The 20,741-nt window shown below is 71.9% G+C and carries 21 protein-coding genes; 9 read left to right on the top strand and 12 right to left on the bottom strand.

Features of this window, described 5'->3' with window-relative positions:
* Window positions 1–62 precede the first annotated feature (62 nt).
* Complete coding sequence (locus ACIBI9_RS29030) at window positions 63–974, top strand: LysR family transcriptional regulator (protein ID WP_397226227.1); 912 nt, start codon at window positions 63–65, stop codon at window positions 972–974.
* Between the two features lie 14 nt (window positions 975–988).
* On the opposite strand, the gene ACIBI9_RS29025 is transcribed toward ACIBI9_RS29030, so the two are convergent.
* The 3 genes from ACIBI9_RS29025 to ACIBI9_RS29015 all read right to left on the bottom strand — a co-directional run bounded on the left by ACIBI9_RS29025 (window position 989) and on the right by ACIBI9_RS29015 (window position 3,596).
* Window positions 989–2,302, bottom strand: coding sequence for a hypothetical protein (locus ACIBI9_RS29025; protein ID WP_397226225.1), 1,314 nt, complete (start codon window positions 2,300–2,302; stop codon window positions 989–991).
* Between the two features lie 5 nt (window positions 2,303–2,307).
* Entirely contained in the window at window positions 2,308–2,613 is a 306-nt protein-coding gene (locus tag ACIBI9_RS29020) for an FAD/NAD(P)-binding protein (RefSeq protein WP_397226223.1), read from the bottom strand.
* Between the two features lie 101 nt (window positions 2,614–2,714).
* Window positions 2,715–3,596 carry a diacylglycerol/lipid kinase family protein gene (locus tag ACIBI9_RS29015; RefSeq protein WP_397226221.1) on the bottom strand — a complete coding sequence of 294 codons (882 nt, stop codon included), beginning with the start codon at window positions 3,594–3,596 and terminating at the stop codon, window positions 2,715–2,717.
* A gap of 74 nt (window positions 3,597–3,670) precedes the next feature.
* Between ACIBI9_RS29015 and ACIBI9_RS29010 the strand changes: the two genes are divergently transcribed.
* Together ACIBI9_RS29010 and ACIBI9_RS29005 are read left to right on the top strand one after the other, a co-directional pair.
* The gene (locus tag ACIBI9_RS29010) at window positions 3,671–4,396 is read left to right on the top strand and encodes a phosphatase PAP2 family protein (RefSeq protein WP_397226219.1); all 726 of its coding nucleotides are present in this window, start codon (window positions 3,671–3,673) and stop codon (window positions 4,394–4,396) included.
* Window positions 4,383–5,051, top strand: coding sequence for a phosphatase PAP2 family protein (locus ACIBI9_RS29005; RefSeq protein WP_397226218.1), 669 nt, complete (start codon window positions 4,383–4,385; stop codon window positions 5,049–5,051). Before ACIBI9_RS29010 ends, ACIBI9_RS29005 begins: the two co-directional genes overlap by 14 nt.
* Here ACIBI9_RS29005 and ACIBI9_RS29000 read toward each other — a convergent pair.
* The 4 genes from ACIBI9_RS29000 to ACIBI9_RS28985 all read right to left on the bottom strand — a co-directional run bounded on the left by ACIBI9_RS29000 (window position 5,028) and on the right by ACIBI9_RS28985 (window position 9,317).
* A complete protein-coding gene (locus tag ACIBI9_RS29000; RefSeq protein ID WP_397226216.1) occupies window positions 5,028–6,584 on the bottom strand; it encodes a phospholipase D family protein in 1,557 nt (518 codons plus the stop codon). The two genes, ACIBI9_RS29005 and ACIBI9_RS29000, sit on opposite strands and share 24 nt — an antisense overlap.
* Window positions 6,581–7,372, bottom strand: a complete 792-nt coding sequence (locus tag ACIBI9_RS28995) for a DUF1206 domain-containing protein (RefSeq protein WP_397226214.1) — start codon at window positions 7,370–7,372, stop codon at window positions 6,581–6,583. Before ACIBI9_RS28995 ends, ACIBI9_RS29000 begins: the two co-directional genes overlap by 4 nt.
* Before the next feature lie 278 nt (window positions 7,373–7,650).
* A complete protein-coding gene (locus ACIBI9_RS28990) occupies window positions 7,651–8,604 on the bottom strand; it encodes a lysophospholipid acyltransferase family protein (RefSeq protein ID WP_397226212.1) in 954 nt (317 codons plus the stop codon).
* Window positions 8,601–9,317, bottom strand: a complete 717-nt coding sequence (locus tag ACIBI9_RS28985; protein WP_397226210.1) for a GNAT family N-acetyltransferase — start codon at window positions 9,315–9,317, stop codon at window positions 8,601–8,603. Before ACIBI9_RS28985 ends, ACIBI9_RS28990 begins: the two co-directional genes overlap by 4 nt.
* A 375-nt stretch (window positions 9,318–9,692) precedes the next feature.
* On the opposite strand from ACIBI9_RS28985, the gene fusA reads away from it, so the two are divergent.
* Window positions 9,693–11,720, top strand: a complete 2,028-nt coding sequence (fusA, locus tag ACIBI9_RS28980; RefSeq protein WP_397226208.1) for an elongation factor G — start codon at window positions 9,693–9,695, stop codon at window positions 11,718–11,720.
* Here the strand turns inward: fusA and ACIBI9_RS28975 are convergent.
* A complete protein-coding gene (locus ACIBI9_RS28975) occupies window positions 11,683–12,255 on the bottom strand; it encodes a GNAT family N-acetyltransferase (RefSeq protein ID WP_397226206.1) in 573 nt (190 codons plus the stop codon). The two genes, fusA and ACIBI9_RS28975, sit on opposite strands and share 38 nt — an antisense overlap.
* Window positions 12,256–12,300: 45 nt before the next feature.
* On the opposite strand from ACIBI9_RS28975, the gene ACIBI9_RS28970 reads away from it, so the two are divergent.
* The gene (locus tag ACIBI9_RS28970; RefSeq protein WP_397226204.1) at window positions 12,301–12,450 is read left to right on the top strand and encodes a hypothetical protein; all 150 of its coding nucleotides are present in this window, start codon (window positions 12,301–12,303) and stop codon (window positions 12,448–12,450) included.
* A gap of 72 nt (window positions 12,451–12,522) precedes the next feature.
* Complete coding sequence (locus ACIBI9_RS28965) at window positions 12,523–13,692, top strand: PQQ-binding-like beta-propeller repeat protein (protein ID WP_397226202.1); 1,170 nt, start codon at window positions 12,523–12,525, stop codon at window positions 13,690–13,692.
* An 865-nt stretch (window positions 13,693–14,557) separates the two neighbouring features.
* Here the strand turns inward: ACIBI9_RS28965 and ACIBI9_RS28960 are convergent.
* On the bottom strand, window positions 14,558–14,878 hold the full coding sequence (locus ACIBI9_RS28960; RefSeq protein WP_397226200.1) for a hypothetical protein: 321 nt from the start codon (window positions 14,876–14,878) through the stop codon (window positions 14,558–14,560).
* Window positions 14,879–14,937: 59 nt separating this feature from the next.
* Between ACIBI9_RS28960 and ACIBI9_RS28955 the strand changes: the two genes are divergently transcribed.
* A complete protein-coding gene (locus tag ACIBI9_RS28955) occupies window positions 14,938–15,456 on the top strand; it encodes a hypothetical protein (RefSeq protein WP_397226198.1) in 519 nt (172 codons plus the stop codon).
* A gap of 287 nt (window positions 15,457–15,743) precedes the next feature.
* On the opposite strand, the gene ACIBI9_RS28950 is transcribed toward ACIBI9_RS28955, so the two are convergent.
* Genes ACIBI9_RS28950 through ACIBI9_RS28940 form a run of 3 tightly spaced genes read right to left on the bottom strand, consistent with a single transcriptional unit; the run spans window position 15,744 to window position 17,637 of the window.
* The gene (locus ACIBI9_RS28950) at window positions 15,744–16,616 is read right to left on the bottom strand and encodes a hypothetical protein (protein WP_397226196.1); all 873 of its coding nucleotides are present in this window, start codon (window positions 16,614–16,616) and stop codon (window positions 15,744–15,746) included.
* Between the two features lie 57 nt (window positions 16,617–16,673).
* Window positions 16,674–17,117 (bottom strand): peptidase inhibitor family I36 protein, encoded by a 444-nt coding sequence (locus ACIBI9_RS28945; RefSeq protein WP_397226194.1) that lies wholly within the window; start codon window positions 17,115–17,117, stop codon window positions 16,674–16,676.
* Window positions 17,118–17,127: 10 nt separating this feature from the next.
* Window positions 17,128–17,637, bottom strand: a complete 510-nt coding sequence (locus ACIBI9_RS28940) for a hypothetical protein (RefSeq protein ID WP_397226192.1) — start codon at window positions 17,635–17,637, stop codon at window positions 17,128–17,130.
* Window positions 17,638–17,934: 297 nt separating this feature from the next.
* On the opposite strand from ACIBI9_RS28940, the gene ACIBI9_RS28935 reads away from it, so the two are divergent.
* Window positions 17,935–19,569 (top strand): RecQ family ATP-dependent DNA helicase, encoded by a 1,635-nt coding sequence (locus ACIBI9_RS28935; RefSeq protein WP_397226190.1) that lies wholly within the window; start codon window positions 17,935–17,937, stop codon window positions 19,567–19,569.
* 341 nt (window positions 19,570–19,910) lie between these two features.
* Window positions 19,911–20,699 carry a GNAT family N-acetyltransferase gene (locus ACIBI9_RS28930; protein WP_397226188.1) on the top strand — a complete coding sequence of 263 codons (789 nt, stop codon included), beginning with the start codon at window positions 19,911–19,913 and terminating at the stop codon, window positions 20,697–20,699.
* Window positions 20,700–20,741 lie beyond the last annotated feature (42 nt).

Raw genomic sequence — 20,741 nt, 5'->3', positions numbered from 1 at the left:
GTCAACCCGGCACCGCGCCAGACCTGAAGGACCGATTCGATCACCATTGATACTGTCGGGGTATGAATGACCTGGAGGTCCGGCAGCTCCGCTACTTCGTGACCGTCGCCGAGGAGCTGCATTTCGGGCGCGCGGCGGAGCGGCTCGGCATGGCGCAGCCGCCGCTGTCCCGCGCGATCCGGGGCCTGGAGCGGCAGCTGGGCGTACGGCTGCTGGAGCGCAGCACGCGCCACGTCGCGCTCACCCCCGCCGGCGAGACCCTGCTGCGCGACGCCCGGATCGCGCTCGACGCGGTCACCGCGGCCGCCCGGCGGGCCCGGCACGCCGGGCGATCTGACCCTGGGCTGCGCCTGGCGCTGAAGGCCGACTACGACGGCGGGCTGCTGCCGCAGATCCTCGCCGCGTACCAGCGCGAGGCGGCCGCCCTCCCGGTGGAGCTCGTGCTGGGCGGGAAGGGGGAGCAACTGACGGCGCTGCGCGACGGCCGCGCGGACGTCGCCCTGGTGCCCGCCGCCCTTGACGAACCCCTTGACGTACGTGGCCTGGACGTCGAACCGCTGCTGACCGAGCCCCGGCTGGTCGCGCTGGCGGCTTCCGATCCGCTGGCCTCCCGCTCGTACCTGCACCTGGCCGACCTGGCCGGCAGGACCCTCCCCGACGGGACACCCGCCGACGGCCAGGAAGCCTGTCCGGCGACGGCCGGGACCCGGCCGAGACGCCTGGACCTGGCGGAGATCTTCAACCTGGTCGAGGTGGGCAGCATCGTCTGGTTTCCCCCGGCCTCGGTCGCGCCGCGCCATCCCCGGCCCGGCATCGCTTACCGCACGGTCAGCGACCTGCCGCCGCTCACCCTCACCGTGGCCTGGCCGCACCACAGCCGCTCACCGGCCGTCGCCGCCTTCGTCCGCACGGCCACCGCCACAGCCACCGCCACGCACGCGGCGGACGCGCCGGCACACGCCCCCGGCAGCTGACGGCCGCGGCTTCCCTAAGCTGCCGGGCGGAGGCGGGCGGCGGTCGTGACGCTCAGGAGGGTGCGGGCCAGGGCGTCCGTCTGGCGCAACAGCGGGGCGTCGGCGCCCGGGCGGGCGAAGCCGGCGATGCCGGGGCCGCCCGCCGTCCACGGGCCGAGGGCGAACCGGCGGGGGTGGACGGCGCCGGTACGGGCGACGAGGCGGCGGTCCGGGAGGCGGACGTCCAGGAGGCCGGCCGCCTCGCGGCACTCGCCCCGGGCGAAGAGCGCGCCGAGCAGCGGGTCGGTGCTGCGGGCCACGGTCGGCTCCGGCAACCGGGCCTCCACCAGCGCCCGCGCCTCCACCGCGCCGGGCACGCTCGTGCCGACCGCCCGCCAGACCCCCGCCCGCTCGTCCCGCCCGACCCGGATGCCCTCGCCCAGGAACGTCACCACGCCGGCCCGCGCCAGCGCCCGCAGCTCGGCCAGCCGGGGCGCGGGCGGACCGCTGGCGAGGTAGTTGTACAGGCCCTGGAACCAGGGGTCCGGCGGGACCACCGCGCGCAGCGCGTTCAGGCCGTGGATCATGGCCAGGTCCGCGCTGTGCGCCGGGTCGGCCCGCCGCTCCAGGTCGGCCGTCAGGTAGCCGGCCATCCAGCGCCCCAGACCGGCCAGGTCGCCGAAGCGCATGCCGCGCAGCGGCCGTTCCAGCCGGTCCAGGTGCAGCCGGTCGGCGAAGCGGGGCACGGATTTGGTGATGAGCGCGCGCAGCTCCTTGCCGCCCCACTCGGCCTGCGCGAAGGCGGGCTCGAACGCGTCCCAGCCCATCCGCGTGCGTGCCGGGTGCCCGTTGAACAGCTCGAAGTAGTACGCGTACGCCAGCTCCTTGGCCACCGCCCGCCGCAGCTCCCCGGCGGGCGTGCCCGGGGTGACGAACCCGGGCAGTCCGGGCGGCGGCGCGGCGAGCCGGTAGCCGGTCTTGGCGTGGTACGGAACTCCCCTGCGCGACCCCACGAACAGCCGCGGCTCCGACCCGCCGGGCACGTAGTGCAGCTCGCCGCCGTGTTCGGTGAAACGCCCGCCGCGTCCCGACGCGAGCAGCGCCATCAGGTCGACGAACGCCAGCCCGGCCCCCCGTACGAGCACCGGCTCCCCGGCCGGGATCACGCCCGGGTCGAGGTCGGCGGCGTACCCGGCGGGAAGGTAGGCCAGGCCATGCCTGGCCGCGAAGGCGAGCTCCTCCGCCTCCGGCGGCGCGGGCAGCGCGCCCTGGTGGCCCTGCGCGAGCACCACCGCGTCCACCTCCAGCGCTCCCCCGCCGGACAGCTCCACCCGCTGGCCCCCGCGCACGTCGGTCAGGCCGACCGCCGTGGCCCGGGACGGAGCGGGCCCTCGCAGCGCACCGACCGGTCGGTGAAGACCGTGATGTCGGCGGCCGCCGAGTTGGCCCACAGCAGGTCCGGCTGGCCCGCGCGCCAGACGCGGCCCGCGCCGTGCGGGTACGGGTCCACCACGTGCACGTCGAGCACGTGGTCTCCGAGCAGCTCGGGGGCGTTGGCGCAGATCCGCTCCACGATGGACGTCCCCGTGGGACCGGCCCCGATCACCGCGACAGCGCTCACCCCGACCCCGCCCCGCTCTCCCGTGGTTACGCGCCGCACCGCCCCTCCCCACCCAGACCGGGGTCCGCCGGAGGAGGCGGACGCCTCCCCCGGCGGAGCGCTAATACCTATATTAACAGTAGGTATTACGGGAAAGATCGTCAACCTGGCGGCAGGCAGACCGTGAGCGCGCCCGCGGCGGCCTTGGCCTTGATCCGGGTGGTGGGCTCGCGTTCCCCGCCGTCGAGCTCGTACGTCAGCGGAACCCCGAAGCGGGCCGACACCTTCCTGGCCCGCGTGATCCGGACGTACGGCGAGTCGTCGGAGCGTCCCGCGGCCATCCTGCCGATCACCCGTCCCCATTCGAGCGGCCCCTTGGCGGTCGAGACGCCGACCTCCAGCCAGCCGTCGTCCGGCCGCGCGTCGTCGAACGCCTTGACGCCGCCGGCGATCGTGCTCACGTTGCCCAGCAGCAGGCAGCTCGCCCGGCCCTCGAACCAGGTCGTCCCGTCGATTTTGATCTTCATCGGCACGAGCGGCTCGCCGACGTGCCGGACGGCCGCCTTGACGTAGCTCAGCTTGCCGAGCCGTTTCTTGGCCCGCCCGCCGGCGTCGGCGATCATTTCGGCCTCGAACCCGGCCCCCGCCATCACCGCGAAGTGCTCGCCGTTGAGCACCCCCAGGTCCAGCTTCTCCCGCCGCCCGTGGAAGCCGATCCGCACCGCCTCGTCGAGGTCGGCGGGGATGCCGAGGTTGGCGGCGAACAGGTTCGCCGTCCCCGCGGGGAGCACGGCCATCGGCACGCCGGAGCCGGCCATCACGTCGGCACAGCGCTGCACCATGCCGTCACCGCCCCAGACGAACACCAGCTCGACACCCTGATCGAGGGCTTGCCGGACCTTCTTGGGCGCCTTCTTGCTCTTGGGCACCTCGTACCAGAGGAGCTCGCCGACGCCCTCCTCGGTGATGAGCATGCGTAATCGGTCCAGGCCCGCGCCGAGGATCTTCTTGCGGTGCGCGACGACGGCCACGATGGGGGACATGCGTTCCGGACTACCCCGGGCACCGGATTTCAGACGGAGGAATCGATCCCGCCTGCCGGGGTAGCCGTGCGCGAATGAGTATCCACGGCGACCGCGTACTGGGATTGCGGCTGACGCTCGCCGGCCTGGCGGTGGCGCTCGTCATGATCCCGTTCACCCTGCTGCTCATCGTGGCCAAGATGCCCGTCGACGGACTGGATGCGGAGGCCGCGCGGCATCTGCACGAGTACGCGCTTACCCATCCTGAGGTGACCAGGTTCCTCATTGTGTGGACGGATCTGTTCGGACCGTGGCCCTGGCGTATCGCGGTCATCGCGTACGCCGTCTGGCTGCTGAACGAGGGCGCTCCGAGGCTGGCCGTCTGGGCGGTCACCACCATCACCGTGGGCGGGCTGCTCGGCCTGGTGGTCAAGATCGTCGTGGCCCGGGCCAGGCCGCACCTTCCGGACCCCGTCGCGCTGGCGCCGGGCGACTCCTTCCCGTCGGGCCACGCGATGAACGCGACGCTCGGCGCGGGAGTGATCGTCCTTCTCCTCCTGCCCATGCTGCCTCGATGGGGGCGGGTGGTGGCGTGGGCCGTCGCCTGCTTCCTGGTGCTGTCCGTCGGCTACACGCGGATCGCGCTCGGCGTGCACTGGGTGAGCGACGTGGTCGCCGGGATCGTGCTGGGCGTGGCCGTGATCGCCGCGACGGCGGCGGCATTCGAGACGTGGCGGCGCGAGCAGGGACGCAGGCCCGCCTCACCGCCGGTCGAGGGAGTGGAACCCGAGTTCGTGAGAGCGAGCAATGAGCACAACTGAGCAGGCGAAGCACTACGCGTTATCGATCTTGCTGCCGATGGTCCTGATGGCCGCGGTGACGTACGGCGCGGGCAAGGCGATCCTCGCCTGGCCCACCAGTGAGGCGTCGGTGAGCCGGAGCCTGGCCGCCGGCCGGACCCCGCTGTGGAACACGCTCACCGACTTCGGCAGCAGCCTGTCGGACACTCCGTACATCGTGGCGCTCACCGTGATCGCCGCGGTCGTCCTCAGGCTGGTGTACCGGCGCTGGCGCGAATCGATCTTCCTCGTCGCGGCCGTCTGGAGCCAGTCCCTCATCTTCCTGGCCACCACCGAGGCCGTCGGCCGGCACCGGCCGCCCGTACAGCACATCGACCCGGCCCCGCCGACCTCCAGCTTCCCGTCGGGGCACGTCAGCGCCGCCGTCGCGTTCTACTGCGGGATGGCGCTCGTCCTGACCGCGCACGTACGCAACAGGGCGCTCCAGGTGCTGATCTGGGCGCTCGGCATCGCCGCTCCGCTCGCTGTCGGTCTGTCGCGCCTGTACCGCGGCATGCACTTCCTCACCGACGTGCTCTGGGGCGTGCTGCTCGGCGTGGGCTGCGTCGTCATGGCCGCCCGGGCGATCCTGTACGCGCGCGAGCGGCAGCGCTCAGAACTCGTTCGATCGGCGTAGACGCGGGGGCCGCCCGTCGGGGTCCACGACGACCCGGTACAGCGGCATGGCCAGCGCCCGGCGGACGCGGCCGAGCCCGGGGCGCGGATGCCGGCGCAGCCGGCCCGGCGGGCGGGGCCCCCGGCAGCCGCCCTCGTGCCAGGCCTCGAGCCGCGCGGCCGACTCGGCGAACGCCTCGAACGCGCTTTCCGGGTCGAGCAGATCGTCCATGTCGCCGGGGTCGCGGTCCAGGTGCTCGGCGGCGAGCGTGAGCCGGAGCTCCCTGGCGAACCTGCGGGCTCCCGAGGGCGGACGCGGGTCGGGTTCCGCGTCGAGCACGGCGCAGCTCAGTTCGGAGTCGAACGTCCACGAGCGCAGGTTCACGTTGTCGGAGCCGACGCTCGCCCACACGTCGTCGACCACGCAGACCTTGGCGTGCACGTACACCGGCGTGCTCCGGTGGTTCTCCAGATCGTAGATCGCGACCCGGCCGTCGCCCGCGCGCATCAGCCTGGCCAGCGCTTCCGACCTGCCGATCAAGCTGGCCGGGCCGGCCAGCCAGCCGTCCTGGTCGGGATGGCGGGGCACCACGATGATCATGCGCAGGCCCGGCTCGCGCTCCAGCGCCTCGGCGAACGGCTCGACCACCTCCGTGGACCACAGGTACTGGTCCTCCAGGTAGACCAGCGATCTCGCCCGCGCCAGCACCTTGCGGTACGCCCTGGCCACGCTGCGCTCGCCCTCCGGCGCGAACGGGTAGGCGTGGCGCAGGTGGGGATAGGTCCTCAGCAGCTGTACGGCATGCGTCCCGGCCGCCGCCGGCGGGGGGCCGGGCTCCGGCAGCGGCGGCACGTCGGCCATCCGGGTCATGCGGTCCCGCAGCCGCCTGAACGGCTGGCGGGTCTCCGGCGCCGGGTCCTCCCAGCGCTCGCAGAAGACCTTCTCCACCTCGGCCACGGCCGGGCCGCTGATCGCCACCTGGACGTCGTGCCACGGCGGGCGATCGCCGTACGCGGTGGGCATCGGCGCCGCCTGCGGGTCGCCCAGGTGCTCGGCGTCGTCGCGCCGGCTGTGGCACAGGTCGATGCCGCCGACGAACGCCACGTCCCTGTCCGGGCCGCGATCATGGCGCAGGACGACGAACTTCTGGTGATGCGAGCCCCCACGCCGCACCCGCGTGTCGAGCAGCGCCTGCCCGCCGGCCGCCTCGATGTCCTCGCCGAGGTGCCGGTTCTCGGCCGAGCTGAAACGCAGGAAGTCCAGGTGCGAGCGCCAGATCAGCCCTCGGACCAGGGCTCCCCTCTCGGCCGCCCGCGCCATCGCGGCCGCCACCCCGGGGCCGTCCGGCGTGAGCCGCTCGTCAGGGTCGCCGCGCCAGTCGGAGAACAGCAGCAGGTCGTCCTTGCCGAGAGCGTCCAAACACGCGGCGAGCTCGGCGAAGTAGGTGGCGCCGTGCACGAGCGGGCGCACCAGGTTGCCCTCCGTCCAGGGCGCGAGCCTGGTCGCGTCGTTCCCGCGTTCGGGGCCGGTGAGGAACCAGTCGTCCAGCCTCATGTACGCCGCCAGCGGGCCTCTCCGAAACAGTATCCGGCGAACAGCAGCAGCCCGAGGGCCACCACCACCAGCAGCCAGGGCCCGGCCGGGGTGTCGGCGAACGCTCTGAGCGTGGCGTCGATGCCTCCGGCCTTGTCCGGGTCGAAGGTGACGGCCGCCTGGACCACGAAGACGCCGGCCAGCCCGGCGATCAGCCCGCGCGCGAGGTAGCCGGCGAGCCCGAGCCGGTCCATCACCGAGCCGGCACGCCTCGGCATCGGCCTGAGCTCCTTGCGGAACTCCTTCTTGACGCCGAACCGGATCCAATAGACGCCGAGCGCGATGACACCGAGCCCGATCGCCCCCACGATGACCTGCCCCGCGGGCAGCTCGAGCAGCTTCCCCGTGAGGTCCTGGGTCCGCTGGTCGTCGGAGCCGGCCTTGTGCGTCAGCAGCATGGTCACCAGCGCGGTGCACACGAACACGTAGACCGCGACCCGGCCGGCCGGCTCGACCCGGTCCTTGAGCCGGTGGGCGCCGAAGACGGCCTCTGACGCCTGCCATACGGCCAGGGCGGCGAATCCCACGACCATGACCCAGAGGATCACGGCCCCGAACGGCAACGACGCGACCGTACTGATCGCCCCGCTCTTGTCGGCCTCCCGCCCGCCGCCCCCGAACGCGATCTGCACGGCCAGCACTCCGATCAGCCCGTACAGCACGCCGCGGCAGACCAGCCCGACCCGCGCCAGCTTGTCCATGGCGGGGCTGTTCGCCGCCTGTCTCGCCTTGGCTTCGGCTTCGGTCATGACTTCTCCCAAGAGCTCGCCCGAAACCGGCGAACTGCCCCGAATTTCGCGCCCTAGACCTTCACCCGGCGGGACCGGCCACGGGACCGGCCCCGAGACCGGCCCCAGGACCCGGCAGGGCGCGGGCCCACGGCCGGGAGGCTGATCGAGATCACTCGTCCATTTCGAGACCGAACGAGCCATCGGCCTGCCGGGTCCCGTCGATCGCCATCGCACCCGTACCGACCGGGTACACCTGCCCGGCGGCGGGATGGCGGCTACCGGCCTCGAGCCGTTGGCTACGCCTGGGGCGCGATCATGGTCCTCGAGCTGCCCGGCGTCGTCGTGGACGGACACGCCGACGAGGACGGCGTCGAACGGGTATCGACCACGCTGCGGACGCGGGCCTCGGCGGTCCTGGCCAGTGCCGTACGGGCCTCGGGCCGCCTGGCCGTCGGCGGCGCAGGCGGTACGGGGGCGAAGAGAGTCACTTCGACGACCAGGTCGCGGGTGGCGGCCACCCGGACGATGGAGGCGAGCAGCGAGTCGTCGCCGACGTAGCAGGCGCGGGTCGAGATCGCCGCTCCTTCGCGGTAGCGCAGCGTGGCCGGGCGGACCGCGGCGCCGGTGTCGACGGCCGCCTGGAACACCGCGGGCCGGAAGCGCCCCATCCCCCGCCCGCACCACGTGGTGCCCTCAGGGAAGGCGACGACGGTGTCGCCCTCCCTGAGCGCGTCCGCGACCGCCGCCACGGCCGAGGGCAGCGCGGAGAGCCGTTCCCGGTCGATGAACAGCGCCCCCGAGCCCCTCGCCAGCGTGCGGATGACCGGCCACTCGCCGATCTCGCGCTTGGCCAGCGGCCGCGACGGCAGCGTGGCCGCGACGACCAGCGGGTCGAGCCAGGACACGTGGTTGGCCACGACCAGGGCGCCCCTGTCCGAGACCGGCGGAACGCCGGCGACCTCGAGCCGGATCCCGAGCGCGCGCAGGAGCAGCCGCGCCCAGGCCATGGTCAGCTTCGCCCGCCACGCCGTCCGCACCCGCCCCACGAGGGACACCGGCACCCCGCCGAGCACCACGAGGAGCGCGGCGCACAGCCGGGCGACCAGGCGGAAGGGCCTGGTCGCGCGGGCGGCAGGCGCCAGGCAGGCCTGCGCGGTGCACGGCCCGGACGGACGCCAGGGGTCGAGGGCGGTCGCCGGAGCCAGAGCAGAAGCAGGGGCCGGGGCCAGGGTGTCGACGGCTGTGTTCACAGCGGCTCTCCCAGGAAGTGGCGCAGGTAGCGGGTGTTCACGTTGGCCATCGAGAGCAGGACGAAGAAGTCGGCGGTGCCGAAGTCCCCGTCGTGCGCGGGCGCCCCGCACACCCACGACCCCAGCCGCAGGTAGCCGCGCAGGAGGGCGGGCGGCACGAACCGGTCGGAGCGGACCGCGCCCCGGGGACGCCACGGCGCGCGCGGCGTGACCCGGTACTCCTCCGGCCCCAGCGGCACCCGCTCCACCACGGCGGCGGCCACCGCGCCCCCGTCGTCGAGCGGCACCGAGCAGCAGCCCGCCAGCCACTGGTGGCCGCCGGAGATCATGTAGCGCGCGATGCCCGCCCACATCAGCGCGACGACCGCGCCGCCCCGGTGGTCGGGGTGCACGCACGTACGGCCCGCCTCGACCAGCCCCTTCCGGATGGGCGCGAGCCTGGCCAGGTCGAACTCGCCGTCGGAGTAGAGCCGCTCCGTGCGCCCCGGGGGAAGCAGCCGGTAGGTGCCGACGACCTCGCGGCCGTCGCGCACGAGGAGGTGGTCGCAGTACGCGTCGAACCTGTCCACGTCGAGGCCGGAGACCGGGCTGTCGAGCCGTGCCCCCATCTCCTCGGCGAAGACCTCGTGCCGCAGCCGCTGCGCCGCCTGGACGTCGGCGGGGCCGGTGGCCATGCCGATCGTGTAGCGACCGGTGTCAAGAGAGATCGTCATGGGCGCGGATCCTTCCCTTAAAGCGTCTCACGCCTATGTCGACATGCGGAAATGACGGCTGAACCGCACATCGGGGTCAGCGAGGCGACCGCGTGGTGAACCTCGCACGCACGCGACAAATCGCTTTCTTCACCGGCCCCCGGTTCACTACACTCACCACTGATCATCGACGAGGGAGAGGAGTACGGCCGTGCGCCAGAGCACCGCTGCCGTCGTTCCCCCGTCGCGCTACGAGGTGATCCTGGTGTCTCCGTCGCCCCGGTGCCGGCTGCGCGGCCGCCACTGGACGACGCCCTGACGACACCCGCCTCCTGGCCTTTCGTCAGGGGAATCGCGCTGTCCTGCTGAAGAATCCTCCCGAAAGGGTCTTGGGCTGTGCGTCCCCGAATACCTGACAACTCCCTTGCCATCGTCCGCAACCTCGGCATCCTCGCCCACGTCGACGCCGGCAAGACCACCGTCACCGAGCGCATGCTTTACCTGGCCGGCGCCACGTACAAGCGCGGCGAGGTGCACGACGGCACGACCGTCACCGACTTCGACCCCCAGGAGCGCGACCGCGGCATCACGATCTTCGCCGCCGCGGTGAGCTGCTCCTGGGACGGCCACCGCATCAACCTGATCGACACCCCCGGCCACGTCGACTTCTCCGACGAGGTGGAGCGCTCGCTGCGGGTGCTCGACGGCGCGATCGCGGTGTTCGACGCCGTCGCGGGCGTCGAGCCGCAGAGCGAGTCCGTGTGGCGGCTGGCCGACCGGTACGACGTTCCACGCGTCGCGTTCGTCAACAAGCTCGACCGGGCCGGCGCCGACCTGGACACCGCCGTCGAGTCGATCCGCCGCCGGCTGCACAAGGCCCCGCTGGTGGTCCAGCTGCCGATCGGGCAGGAGGACCGGTTCACCGGGGTCGTCGACCTGGTGCGGATGCGTTCGCTGGTGTGGGCGGGCGGGGACTGCTCCGCCGGGCCGGTGCCGGAGGACCTGCTGGCGGAGGCGCGGCGGCGGCGCCGGCTGCTCGAGGAGTCGGTGGCCGAGCTGCACGCCGGCGCGCTGGAGGAGTTCTGCGTGCGGCCGTCGATCTCCGACGAGACGCTGGCCGCCGCGCTGCGCGACCTCACCCACAGCGGCGCGGGCCTTGTGGTGCTCTGCGGGGCGGCCTACCGCGACCGCGGGATCGAGCCGCTGCTCGACGCCGTGGTGGCGTACCTGCCGTCGCCGCTGGACGTGCCGCCGGTGCGCGGCGTGGACGGCGCGGAACGCGCCGCCGACCCGGAGGCGCCGCTGGCGGCGCTGGCGTTCAAGGTGAACGCCACCGCCACCGGGCGGCTGACCTACGTGCGGGTCTACTCGGGAACGATGCGGAAGGGGGACACGGTACTGATCACTGGGCTGGACACCGGCGCGGGGCGCACCGAGCGCGTCAGCCGCATCCTGCGCGTGCAGGCCGACCGGCGCACCGAGGTGGACCTGGCGGTGGCCGGGGACATCGTCGCGGTCGTCGGCCTCAGGTCGGCCCGCCTCGGGACCACGCTGTGCGCGCCCGGCGCGCCGCTGGTGCTCGAACCGCCGAGCACGGCCGAGCCGGTGGTGTCCGTGGCGATCGAGGCCCGCAGGAGCACCGACGCCGACCGGCTGGCCTCCGGGCTGGCGCGGCTGGCCGAGGAGGATCCGTCGCTGGCGGTCCGCACGGACGCCGAGACCGGGCAGACGCTGCTGTCCGGGATGGGCGAGCTGCACCTGGAGGTCGCGGTGGAGAAGCTCCGGCGCGAGCACGTCCTGGACGTGGCCGTGGGCCGGCCGCAGGTGGCCCACCGGGAGAGGGTCGTGCGCGGCGTGTCCGGGCTGCTGTACCGGCACGTCAAGCAGGACGGCGGCGCCGGGCAGTTCGCCCACGTCGTGCTGGACGTGGAGCCGCTGGACGACGGTTTCGAGTTCGGCTCGACCGTCGTCGGCGGCCGGGTGCCGCGCGAGTACGTGCGGGCGGTGGAGGCCGGGTGCCGGGACGCCCTGGCCGACGGCCCGCTCGGCGGCCACCCGGTGACCGGCCTGCGGGTCACGCTGACCGACGGGGCCACCCATCCGAAGGACTCCTCGGACCTGGCGTTCCGCACGGCCGGGCGGCTCGCGCTGCGAGAGGCGCTGCGGGCCGGCGCCATGGAGCTGCTGGAGCCGGTGGTGGAGGTCACGGTCACCGTGCCCGACGACGCGGCCGGGGGCGTGCTGGGCGACCTGGCCGCCAGGCGCGGCCGGATCTCGGGCTCGTCGGCGCGGGCCGGGGCGGTGGTGATCGCCGCGGTGGTGCCGCTGGCCGAGGTGTTCGGGTACGCGACCCGGCTGCGCAGCCGTACGCAGGGCCGTGGCACGTTCACCACCAGGCCCGCCGGTTACGCCGCGGCCAAGTAGGGGATGGCCCCGTCCGTACGCGGGCGGGGCCACCCGCGTCGAACGAGATCCACACGTCGGGCGGCAGGTCGGCCCGGTTCGGCACCGGCCTGCGCTCCTCGCTCCAGTCGTCGCCGGCGAGCTCGGTGGCCACGCGCCGCCAGAAGGCCACGGCGCCCGCGTTGGCGTCCTGGAAGGCGACCTCCCAGGGGCCGGGGTGCCGGGCGACGACCTCGCGCGCCGCCCGCAGGCCGATCCCGGACCTGCGGGCGCCGCGTACCACGAAGAAGCTGTTCAACACCCGCGCCGGCCCGGCCAGGCCGCGGACGAACGCCAGCCCGGCGGGGCGCTCGTCGCTCGTGATCAGGTACGCGGCCCAGTCGGGGTCGTGGAAGGCGGAGCGGAGGCGGTCGCTCCTGAAGGTGCCGTCGGGGTGGGGCAACTGGCCCCCGAACTCCGACATGTCATGACGGAACATCAGCCACAGGCGCTCCACAGTGGCTTGATCGTCGGCGGTCGCGGGCCGCACGGCGGGGTGCGGGTGGTATGAGGGCATGAAAAAAGCCTCCCGGGCCGGATGCGGGATCCCTGGCCGGAAGGCTTGAACGATGCCGAGATCATAGCAGAGGCCCGGCGGCCGCTCACGCCGCTGCTGTGGTGGAACGACCCCGGGCCGCGCGGGAGGCCGCCGAGCTGGGCCGTGGGGCGGCAGGCGAACGTCACGCACGGCTGGTACGGCCCGGCGTCGTGATCTCCCGCGACGACAGGGGGTCTGCAGCAGAAGATCATCATGTGGCGGCGGTCTCAGGCCATACTTACGCGAATGTGGCGGATTCGGCTCAAAGCCATAGCCCTTGTCTGCGTCGTGCTCCTGGCCATGGTGGCATGGCCGGGGGAGATCATCGGCCGGGCGGCGGGCCCCCCGGGCGAACCCTGGCAGCCGCCCGGTCGCGGCACGCCGCCCATCGACGTCCTGGCAGAAGTCTCCTACGAGAGCGACCTCTTCGGCGACGTGGCCGTGGAGCGACGAGGTCCGGGTGTGGCTGCCGTACGGCTGGCCGACGGGGCCGACAGCTGGGTGTACCAGCGTTTTTGGGCCGACGACTTCGTGGACTGGGTCAGGGTTGACGATCAGCGCATCGCCGTCGTCTGGCGCGATGGCCGGGTTGCCCTCATCAACGTGGCAACGGGCCGAATCGTGTGGCATGCCGACCTTCCCGCGGGGCCGGACGCCGAGCTCAGCCGAACCTACGACGAGGAATGGCCGGTGATGTGGGAGGTGTCGGTGTTCGGGCCCGGTTCTCTGATGATCCTGCATGACGGTCGCGTCGACGTGCTGGACACCCGCACCGGCGCCGCCCGCTGGACGTGCCCGTTCGCCACGTGCTCCACCGTCGGCGGGCTCGGGGGGCCGGGCGTCCACGGAATCCACGGCATGGGCGAGGTTGTTCTGATCGACCAGGGTCCCGAGGGAGAGGTGATCAAGGGCGTCGCGCGGGACGCCGAGGACGGCACGCAGCGGTGGACGTACGCCGGCGGGTTGACGTTCATCACCCGTGACCTCGGCCAGGGCCGGATGGCGACCATAGATCACGCGGGAGGAGAACTCATCGTCCGCGAAGCGGCCGACGGAAAGATCCTCTGGCGCGCTGGGCTCAAAGGGCTGGACACCAACGACGCGACCATTCTGGGCGTTTCGGACGACCTCCTGACGGTGGACACCCCGGCAGAAGTCATCGCCTACCGCATCGCCGACGGCGGCGTCGCCTGGCGCACATCGTTCGAAGGAGCGCCCAGACGGCCGGGCAGCGTCCTGACGAACGGCCAGGTCACCTACGTCCGGGGAGACGAGCGGACGCTCATCAAGCTCGACGCCCGCACCGGCGACGTGCTCGACCGGCGCCGCTTCGCCGAAGAGATCGAACTGCAGGTCATGCGCGACGACCTGGCCAAGGTCTCCGTGGGACTCAAGCACCATCTCGTGATCGCCTGATTGCGGCGCCGGCGGCCCATGACCGCGACGGTGCGACTGCCCGATGTCCTCCCGCGCCGCCCCTGCCGGCTCGCCGTGCCGCCCTTGGCGGTGCGGGGCCGACCGCGCTTCGGTGCCGAAGGCGCTGCAGTCGTACGAGGCGACCCGCCGGCCGCGTGCCGGCGAGGTGCGGCTGATGAGCCGGGGCAGGGCGGAGTACGACCTCATGCCGGACGGGCCCGCACACCGCGAGCACCACCGGGCCCTACCCGACCCTGAAACGCACATGCCCTCTGACGCGCCGATCCCGTCCCATTCCCGATGAGCCGACACGCCACAAAGCTGCGACCGTAAGGCCACAGCGCCAACGGTCCGAGCATGGGAGTGGTGATCGTAGCGTGGGGCCGTGATATTCCGGATCGCGCATTGTGGCGGTGGCCGTGACTGCTGATCGGCCCCAGACGGAAAGGCGCTGGTGTTTCACCTGCAAGGCGACACCCACGAACGCCGAAGGCCTGGCCGTGGTCCTTTGGGTGGACAACGGGGTGATCGTCACGCAGGTTCACACTCCAGGCTGCGCAGCCTTAGATGCCGTGACGTACCTGCCGGACGCGGTGGACGAGGTCGGCCGCCTTGGCACCGGTCATGGTTCGTACCAGCCGTAGGGGGGCGCGTTCGGCTCGAGTGCCGCTGCGCAACCGGTGCGGCGTCCGCTGGCTGCCGGGCGACTCGGCGGCCGCGGACTCGAACAGCTCGCCAGCGCGCCGGAAACCTGATGCCCAAGGCCACACAGCTGGTCGTTCACCACCGGCGAGACCGTCCCCAGAGACCCGCCGACTGAGCGCATGGTCACGCTGCCCGCTCGGCGACCAATGGGTGATGCCTGTCACAGGGAACGCCAAGATCCATTACGGTCAGCTTTCGTCGAAGTATTCCTCTGCGACGCGTCGGACGCGATTTCGGTCTTCTCGATCACCCCGCTGCCGAGCAGCACCACGATTACCCGGTTCCGGGCGTCCAGCGGCGCCAGGAAGTCGGCCATGAACAGCCACTGACCACCGCGCGGCAACGGCAGTCCGAACGCGTCCAGGACGCGCTCGTCGGTCAGGTCGTCCTCCGCGATCGGCTGGTCCGTGCGTCGACCGGTCTGCTCGCTGATTTGAGTCATACCTACATCACGGCAGTCGGCGCGGATTCCCTTCGCCATCAGTGCAGCATCGGTTGAGCACATCCCGCGACACGACGACGATCGCAAGGGAGCGCTCCATGGGTACCACCGCAAGAAGATCAGCGCTGGCGAGCCTGGCGGCCGTGCTGCTCTGGGCGGGGCTCGCACCAGGCGCGTGTGCGCAGAGCGGAGCGGCAACCGGCTGGACGCCGGTCGGCACCGTGGACCCCCAGCACGTTGCCTCGGCCGACACCCAGCTCGTGCTCTACGGGGTGCACGCCTTCACCCCGAACAACGTCGCCTTCAACCCGAACGTGATCCCGGCCTCGGTGGCCCAGCTTGCGGTGCCGTACGTGCGGGTGCCCGACGGCAACCCGCACACCTACCGGCTGCGCTTCCACCTCGACACCACCAACGCCACCAGCACGCAGTACCAGCTCATCACGCCGAACGGCGGCGGCACGCAGACCGCGAACATCTCCGGCGGCGCCCTCACGCTCGACTTCACCGTAAGCGTCGACCTGACCGGAACGGCGTGGATGTACTGGTCGCTGAAGAACAGCGGCGGCCACCAATGGGTCTTCACCAAGTGCGAGATCGACGAGCAGACCCCGTGAGGTCGCCCAGGGCGGTGTGTTCATGAGCCGTGTCAGCGAGGGACCTGCGGAGATCGGCACAGGCCGCCATGGCGTCGGTGACGTCTGCGGCGGTGGCGGGCGGCCCCTCGCGGACGACGGCCGGAGCCGGCTGCTGAACCGCCACCGCTTCCCGCTGACCTGGCACAAGCCGGATGAGTTCGCGGCTCTGATGGCCGCGACCCCATCCACACCGCCCGGCCTGGACGTGACGGCCGACGTCGCCTGGCTGCTGGACCCGCCGTCGGCGCGCGGGCCCGTTCACGGTGTCAATCGGCCGGAGAGCCGCTGCTCGTCGACGCCGGGGCCCGCATCTCGGCGGCGAGGGTCTCCTGGGCGAGACGCAGGGTGGTCTGGTTCGCCCACTTGGCTCCCTGGAGGGCGATGGCGTTCTGGGCGATCATCGTCCGCTGGTAGGCGCTTTCGACGGAGAGCCAGACGCCCACCAGGTTGGTCCGTTCCTTGCAGGCGAGGTCGGTCCGGGCGGTCGCGAGCTCCTTCTCGGACGTTCCGTCGCGGAAGGCCGGGTCGGCTATGGGGTCGAAGGGGGTGGCGTAGGAGTGGCCGGCGGCGCGCATGCAGGCCGACCACTCCTTGACGGCGGCTTGGACGCGGCGATCGGTGCGGGAGCGCTGGAAGCTGAGCATGGACAGGTGCTGGGGAAGTGAAGGGTCGGCGCCCGCGGGAGCCATGGCGAGGGCCTTGCGCGTCTGCTCCTGGCAGCCGCCCGGCGGGGCCTTGTCATCGGTGCCGGTGATGACGGCGATGGTGGCGGGGTCCAGGTCCGGGGTCTCGGGCGGGTGCCGGGCCGGGTCGCGGGGGCCGAGGCCGTAGCCGTAGGAGGCGGCGTCGGCTGCGTCGGTGAGGCCGTAGCGGCGTTCCATCCACGTTCGGGGGCCGACCAGGGGGCGGGGGGAGGAGGTGATGGGAAGGGTGCGGCCGTGGCGCCGCGCGCAGCGGATGAGGAGGGCGCGGTAGGCGTTGGCCACCGTGAGGGTCTGGGTGGGGGAATGCTGATAGTCGTCCAGAGGGAGGCGAAGGGCGGCGCCGTCCGGGGTGGTGGTGCCGCTCGGGAGGGCCTGGGCGCACGATGCGGTGAGGGCCGTGGCGGCTGTCAGCAGGGCGGCGAGGTGGGGGCGCATGGTGTCTCCCAGAAGGGCGGCGGCCGCGGGCACGTGCCGCGGCCGCCGGGAACGGGGTCAGTTCCAGTAGTGCGATTCGGAATTGTTCGCGTACGTGGGCGCGGTGTTACCGTAACCGCCCGGTACGAGTTGTCCGCACTGGCCGGACTGGTATGTGTTGGTGCAGATGTAAGCGTTCAGGAACAGGTGCGCGTTGATGGCGGACTCGTCATTGTTGGCGATGAATCCGTTTGCCGTGCTGGCGGACCAGTCAGGGTGCCCGGTCGTGTCCATGTACGTGAAGTCCGCCATGCGGCCGGTCAGGTTCTGATTTTCCCAGACGCACAGGTCGTACCAATTGCAGACGCCGTCCTCCATGATTCCGGAGATGGGCGGCTTCTGGAACGTGGTGGAAACCTTGGACTTTTCGAAGTAGGACGGCTCCGGCGCCGCTTTCGCCGGGAGCGAGAACAGGGCGAGGGTGAAGAACGCCAGGAGCATTCCGATGACGGCGCGTCGCATCGTGATCCTTTCAGCAGGCGAGGGTGACTTGGGGGGTGGTGCCGTTCATGACCAGCGGGGACCCGGCGTAGCCGGCCTTGGTGAACACGGCGGTGCCGCCGGCGAAGTACGTGTTCGTGGTGCCCTGGCACGGCGCACTGGAGTGATGGATCCCGTAGTTGGCCGGGTTGTAGCGCTTGGTGGTCGTGGTCGTGGACCCGTCCTTGTAGAGGTTGAGGTACAGGTCGATCGAGTCGACGACGGCGGTGCACTGCACCTCGATCTCGGTACGTACGTCGTTGTACAGGCTGTTGACGTACGGGATGCTGAGATAACCGCCGCAGTAAATGACGTCCGCCGGCGCGTTGACGCCCTTCGGGGTGTCAGCCTTTCTCGTGAGGGTCATCGTGAACGACTGGGTGGCGCCGCCCTTGAGGGGAACGGACGGCTTTTCCGGAGCGGCGGAGGCCGGGTTGCCCATAAGGACGACCGACAGCGCGAGAGCGACGGATAAAACGAGTGTGCGAAGACGTGTGGACATTTCTGCGCCTCCCGGGAGAAAGGGGGTTCTGACTGCCTCCCCTATGGTGATCGACTGCCTGGGATGCGTCTTCGTGATATTGCGTAAAACTGCCTGTCAAAGTCTGCCTGGAGTTTGTAACAAGGGGTGAAGTCCCGTGTCGGCGCCTGGAGCGCAGCTGGTACGCAGGCCGAACAGGCCACCGTTCAGGGCGGGCGGGCTGCCGTAAGCTGCTGCCCGATCGGTCGCAGGCATGCGGCCCGCCGGCGCGGGTAATGACCGCCACCGAGTGGAGGGTTGGGTGGCATGGGCTTGTGGATGAGGTTGAAGAGCCGGTTCGGGCGGCGGGGGCGCAAGCTGCGGGCCACGGCCTCGCAACGCTTCGGCTGGACAGAGCTGCGCCCGGGCCAGCAGGAGGCGATGGAGCACTTACTCAAGGGCCGCGACGTGCTGCTCGTCATGCCGACCGGCGGCGGCAAGTCAGCGGTCTACCAGGTGCCCACGCTGCTGCTCGACGGCCCCGCGATCGTCGTCTCGCCGCTGATCGCGCTCCAACGCGACCAGGTGACCAACCTGCTCAAGGCCGACGCGGGCGGCGCCGTGGCGGTGAACTCGACCTCCTCCGTATCGGCCGGGCTGGAGAAGGTGACGGCCGGGGACGCGGCGTTCGTGTTCCTGTCCCCGGAACAGCTCGCCAAGGCCGACGTCGTCGAACGCCTCGCGCAGGCCGGGCCCTCGCTGATCGTCATCGACGAGGCCCATTGCGTCTCGTCCTGGGGCCACGACTTCCGGCCCGACTACCTGCGGCTCGGGAAGGTCATCGAGCGCCTGGGGCATCCGCCGGTGGTGGCGATGACCGCCACCGCCGCCCCGAACGTCCGCGAGGAGATCATCCGCTCGCTGGGACTGACCGACCCAGTGGAGATCATCAGGGGATTCGACCGCCCGAACATCTCGCTGGAGGTCCGCCGCTTCGTCTCCGCCCAGGACAAGAAGCGGGCGCTGGTCGAGCACGCCGCCTCCCTCGACGGTCTCGGCCTGGTGTACGTCGCCACCCGCAAGGAGACCGAGCAGTACGCGGCCGCGCTGACCCGGAAGGGACGCCGGGCCGAGCCGTACCACGGCGGCATGCGGGCCAGCGAACGCACCCGCGTGCACGAGCTGTTCACCAGGGGCGAGGTGGACACCGTCGTGGCGACGTCGGCGTTCGGCATGGGCATCGACCGGCCCGACGTGCGCTACGTGCTGCACGCCGAGCCGCCGGAGTCGCCCGACGCGTACTACCAGGAGATCGGCAGGGCGGGACGGGACGGCGCTCCGGCCTCGGCGGTGCTGTTCTACCGGCAGGAGGATCTGGGCCTGCGCCGGTTCTTCACCAGCGCGCGAGCCGACGCCGAGGCGCTGCTGCGCGTGGCGACACTGGTTCGCGAGCACGCCGGCACGGTGCCCGCGGGCGAACTGGCCGCGCTGCTCAAGGTGAGCACGTCCAACCTCGCCAGGCTCGTCAACCTGCTGGAACGCGCGGGCGCGCTCACCGTGACCCACACCGGCGACCTGCGGTACGCCTCCCGCACGCTGACGCCGGAGCAGGCCGCCGCGCGGGCGTCCGAGCTGGACGAGGCGCGACGACGCGTGGACGACTCGCGGATCGACATGATGCGCGGCTACGCGGAGACCAGGAGTTGCCGCCGCCGGTTCCTGCTCCACTACTTCGGCGAGCCGTACGCCGGAACCTGCGGCACCTGCGACACCTGCGAGAACAGCCCGGCACCCCAACCGGCACCCGCCTCCGACGGCGGGGAGCTCCCTGTGCAGGCGAGGGTGACGCACAAGATGTGGGGGGCGGGGACGGTCATGAGCCGCGAGCATGACCGGATCACCGTGCTGTTCGACTCGGTCGGCTACAAGACGCTGTCGCTGGCCGCGGTGGGTGACGTCCTCCACCGCGTGTAGGTCCCAGAGGTCGGGCGCATCGGGGTTCCAACGCCAGGGCGGGCGCGTCAAGGGGGCCATCGCCAGGGCTCCAGGGGCTGGTCAGCTGGGCAGCGGCTTCTTGAAACCTGACCGGTTGCCACCCGCGACCCGAGGGCCGCTCCCGTCGGGCGGCCCGGGAAAATGGTTGGACGGGACGATGCGCGCGTTGATAGCGTCCTGCGAACCGTGACACTGCACGAGGAGGTGAGCCCCATGAACGCTGTATCGATGTGGGTGCTCCCCTCGTCGTCACGGTCGGGCGACTGACATAGGGGTCGCCGGGAGCGCCTCGACAAGGCGATCCCGAAAGGCGACAACCTATGAATTCTGCTCATTTCCCGTCAGGCACCGGCGAGCATGCCGTAGCGATCAGCCGGGTTGCGGAGTGGCAATGGCATGCCGTCGAGGGCGACCGGGTGGTCGGCCGCGGCGACACGTCACGCAGGCCCGACGGACGGATGTTCCTCAGCGTCGACGCGTGGGACGGCGAGGTCTTCGACCGGCTCGCCGACGCCATGCTGGCGGATCTGCCGAGGCCGCTCCACACGGTGGCCGACGAGGCCGACCTCGACCTGACGTCGCGGTGGGAGCGTGCCGGGTTCGCGATCCGACGCCGCGAGTGGGAGTACCTCGTGCCCACCGACCCGCGGATCACGGGTCTCGGTTCGGTGCCACCACCGGAGGGCGTGACGATCGTGGCCGCGGGCAAGGTGGAAGAGGCCCCTCTGCGTGCGTTGGACCGCGCGATTCGCGACGAGGTCGAGGCCGCCGTGGGCTGGCAGGAGATGCCCGCCGAGGTGGTGCCCGGCCCGATCGTGCTGGATCCGTCGAAGTACGCGGTGGCCGCACGGCCCGATCAGTACGTGGGCCTGGTCCGGCTGGCAGCGGTGACCAGGCAGCCGCGGATCGGGCTGATCGCGGTCCGGTCCGGCCGGCAGCGCCGCGGCATCGCCCGGGCGCTGCTCGCCCACGTACTGGGTGCCCTGCACCACAGCGGCACCGAAGTGGCCTCGGCCGAAGTGAACGAGTCCAACCGGGCGGCCATGGCGCTGTTCGAGAGCGTCGGGGCCCGCCGTACGAGCAGCAACCTGGAGTTGGTGCTCCGCTGAGGTCGCACCGCGGCTCGCGTCAACGGCATTCGTAGTGAAGAG

The sequence above is a fragment of the Nonomuraea sp. NPDC050451 genome, assembly GCF_044458585.1.
Note: the sequence above shows the minus strand (reverse complement) of the source record. Positions and strands in the feature narration are given on the sequence as shown.